The 3713-nt window shown below is 65.7% G+C and carries 2 protein-coding genes; both read left to right on the top strand.

Annotation, left to right across the window (positions count from 1 at the left end):
- Positions 1–236 (top strand): hypothetical protein (locus tag LCL87_RS25490; protein ID WP_225024249.1); only part of this gene is annotated, 236 nt, incomplete at its 5' end.
- A gap of 1908 nt (positions 237–2144) precedes the next feature.
- Positions 2145–2783, top strand: a complete 639-nt coding sequence (locus LCL87_RS25485; RefSeq protein WP_225024248.1) for a cysteine hydrolase family protein — start codon at positions 2145–2147, stop codon at positions 2781–2783.
- The last annotated feature ends 930 nt before the right edge of the window (positions 2784–3713 follow it).

Below are 3713 nucleotides of genomic sequence, written 5' to 3'. Positions count from 1 at the left end.
TACCGAAGGCCCCCACCATTTTTGGTGGGGGCCTTCGGCATTTCTGCGTCTTTTTCAGGGGCGCCCGCCGGTCCGGCGCCACGACCAGGAGCGCCGAGCCGCTAGGGGCGTTCGGCGTCCTCGAGTCCGTGCAGCATCAACGCGAGATCCTCGACGAGGCCGGCGCCCGATCGCGGGCTCCGGTATCCGGTTCGATCGATCCGACCGAGGGCCCATCTGTAGCGGCCCTGAAATGATCGGTTGTGCGCTGTGTGTGATCAACCGCTCGTACTTGAGTCCTGTGCTTTGTTGGAGCTTCGCTCCGTCCGGCGTAGAAATGCCGTCTCGCGTAGGCGATCGATCTCGCACCCGTCCAATAGATGGGCGTGTGTGGACGGCACCAGACAATCAGACCCGCACCCTGCTGGTGGGTTCTCCCCGGTCGTGCGCTGTGCGGGGCGGCATCCACGCGGCGCCGACGGCCGAATCGGCGGCCCGTCTTGGCCGGCGCGCTTGCGGGCACTGCGTCGGAACGCTGGACGACGATGCAGGTGTCGACACGGGATGCTGCCCGACTCGACTGCGCACGGTCCTCCGTCACGAAAGGCGCCGCGACAGCTGACAGTGATCGCGGGAGCAGGACACCCACGCGTGAACCCACATCCAACGTCCCGAGCAGCACTACAGTTCGGTCGAGACTTCAGTGCAGCCGAGTCCGCCTCGGGAGCACAGCAGGGGTGCCCGCAGCAGGATACGGATGCCGAGATCGTCACGAGCTGTCCGGTTTCGCAGCGGCGAGTAGATCCCGACGGTGCCGAAAATGGTTGTAATCGAATGTGATTCATTCAATCTGGGGCCAGTGGCATGGTCGGCGCGCTTCCGATCACGCATGCCGGCGGCAGCTGCAGGACGGGGCTCTCGGACCGACAACCGACTGTCCCTTCTTGGGCCTCGGCTTGCCGTCCCGCATATGCGTAGTCGCAGACCCGAGCAGGGTGCCCAACGTCTCCGTAGGTTTGCACGGTCTCGCCGGTCAAACACTGTTCGACGCGATGTGCGGGAGGGCTTCGACGCCGTGGGTAATGGTCGAAGCGGTTCGCGCTGCGGGGAATCGCACTTGCTGAAGGGTGGCGTCCGGGAGAGGCTGCGGCCGCTGCAGTCCGTGGTTGTTTGTGCCGCGGCTCCGGGCCGATGCCAACCTCGTCCATCTCGGCTTCTCGAAATCGACTGTTGTGCAGTCGAACTGAGGAATCTGCCTGCCTGAACTCTGCGGGCGCGGCGCGGGAGCATCCGCGGGGTGAGTGTTGCTGCTCGTATCGCCGGTAGGGGTCTGTGCCGTCATCGAGGAGGCTGGGGCGGCTTCGCTCGAGCGGATCAGCCGGAACTCGGGTTCTACGGTTGGGTCGACGCAGATGCGGGCACCGCGGTGGTCGTGTCTGCCGGTTCGCCGCCCGGGGTGTCGGCCTCCAGGTCTCCGACCGTGTAGGACGCCTTCCCACGGTATGTGCCGGCCAGATCTGTGAAGTACGTCGACGGGGTCGGCATGGGGGTGTACTCGAGGTCTACGGATTGCCTGAGGGGCGGTCACTCCGGTTCGAGGGCTCCCGTCAGCCATTGACGAGGCGTTCGGGGCCGACGGCGATCGGTCGACGTCCGCGACACCGAGGTCATCGACCTGTGGGGCCTACCCGACGGGCCGAGTTGGGGAACGACCCTCGGGTTCTGCGCCACGACGGACTCCGGACCGTCCCGTCTTCAAGACGATGCCGGGTGCTCCCCGCTGCTTCGCGTGGTCGAGGATCCCTCCGGCGCGCTGGCTTCGTCCAACGGTCCATCGACAGATGGTTGACCATCAGGCCTCTCCCATGTCTCGTCAGAGCCGTTTCGCGACTTGCCTTTTGAGTGAGACCGCCGCTTGTCGTGATGTCGTTCCGAAGGACGGTGCGGCTCTCCACCGCAACAACTGGTCTGCCGGCGGCTCCTCGACCGGTCTTTGGTTGGTCGTCCGGCGAGCAACGACGGTATCCGACCACTCGGGAATCCCGAGTCGGGTGCCACTCGCGATGTGTGCGGACGCATGGAGGAGCCAGGTAGAGCGGGTTACGCTGGCGTCCTGGACAGATCGATGAGCAGGCCGCCGACGGAGATTGTCTCGAGAGGGGCGCATGACCGACTACATCACGCCGAAGTGGGACCGGTCCGCGTTGGTCGTCATCGATCTGCAGCGCGACTTCCTCGACGGCGGGCAGGCAGCGATCGCAGGCACATCTGACGTTGTGCCGAACGTGGTGTCGCTGGTGAAGGCCTTTCGGCGTGTCGGACGGCCGATTGTCCATGTGGTCCGCCTGTACGTGCCGGGGAGTTCGGACGTTGATCTGCCGAGGCGGGATCTGATCGAAGACGGCGCCGAGGTGGCCGCACCCGGAACGGAAGGATCGCAAGTCGCCGAGGGCATTCTGCCGCCGGAGTGCAGACTGGACGCAGAGTGGCTGCTTGCAGGAAACGCGCAGCACGTGGGCCCGAGCGAGATCCTGCTGTTCAAACCGCGGTGGAGCGCATTCCATCGCACCGAACTGGAGTCGTTGCTCCGTACATGGGAATGCGACACCGTCGTGGTGGCCGGATGCAACCTGCCGAACTGTCCACGAGCGAGCCTGTTCGACGCGAGCGAACGAGACTTTCGCACAGTGCTGGCTACCGACGCTGTGTCGCAGGCGAGTCCCGAGCGGCTGATCGACCTCGAAGAGATCGGCGTCAACCTGCATACGACGGCCGACATTCTGGCGTCGCTACTTGCCGGCTAGAAGAGGACAGCGGCTTCGCTGTTTGCTGGCACAGCGCCGGTTGAGTTTCCGGTGTCTGCGCGTGCCCGGTGTTCTTGCCGCGAATCGAGGAGCCGGATCGGTGAGTGACCGCCATGAGCCGGGCATATGCGGCGATGACCGGCAGTCGCGACCCCGAACCGTCACCGACCTCGAAGATCATGCAAGCGGCGGTCCTGACGGGGATGGCAGGCACCAAGGGCCCCGGGAGAGGGCGTGTTCGTCGAGAACCCTTGCGACGTCCTCGTCAACGATCTCGCGATGCTGCAGGCCTTCCCCCATGGAGTCGGCGTCCTCCGGTCGCACGAACGGCCTCGGTGGGTGCCGGCCATCGACGTCGGATCGGCTTCCGGGTTGGTCCGGAGGGAAACGGGACAGGGGAACCGATTCACGCTGACCCCGGCCACCAGGGTCCGGGTGCGGGACTACGCACGCGGTCACGGGGAAGCGCTGCCGGCAGTCCGGACGACCGCGATCAATGAAGGGAGTCGCTCCGTGTCGAGCGCGTCGGCAGACGAAGACCTCCCTGGCGGACGAGCAGGGAAGCGGCTCGACAGCGGGACGCTGCGAGACGGCACAGTCATCTCCACTGTCAGGACGGGATCGGTGATCGTGATGCCGAGCCATCCTGGGCCTGGGCCTGGGCCTGGGCCTGGGCCGGGGCCTGGGCCGGGGCCTGACCGCACTATCGACTCGGTGACAGAGCCCGGCACCAGGCCGGATGCGAGTCGGAGTGCCGGCACCACGGGCGGCGCTTCGACTCGGCAAGAGCCCGATTTGGTGTTCTGCCGTCGGTTCGCGTAACTTATTCCAAGTCAGAGCGACACGGACACCGACCCGGACGCGATCTTCACAGGTCAGCGAGGGAAAACGAGGTTGTACGGGGAGCGCCTGATATTCCCGGAAGTTGGT

This window comes from Prescottella equi (assembly GCF_020171745.1).
GTDB lineage: Bacteria > Actinomycetota > Actinomycetes > Mycobacteriales > Mycobacteriaceae > Prescottella > Prescottella equi_A.
Note: the sequence above shows the minus strand (reverse complement) of the source record. Positions and strands in the feature narration are given on the sequence as shown.

Bases quoted from the DNA above. Each gene is read 5' to 3' on its own strand.
- LCL87_RS25485 (WP_225024248.1), top strand. From the start codon at position 2,145: ATGACCGACTACATCACGCCGAAGTGGGACCGGTCCGCGTTGGTCGTC.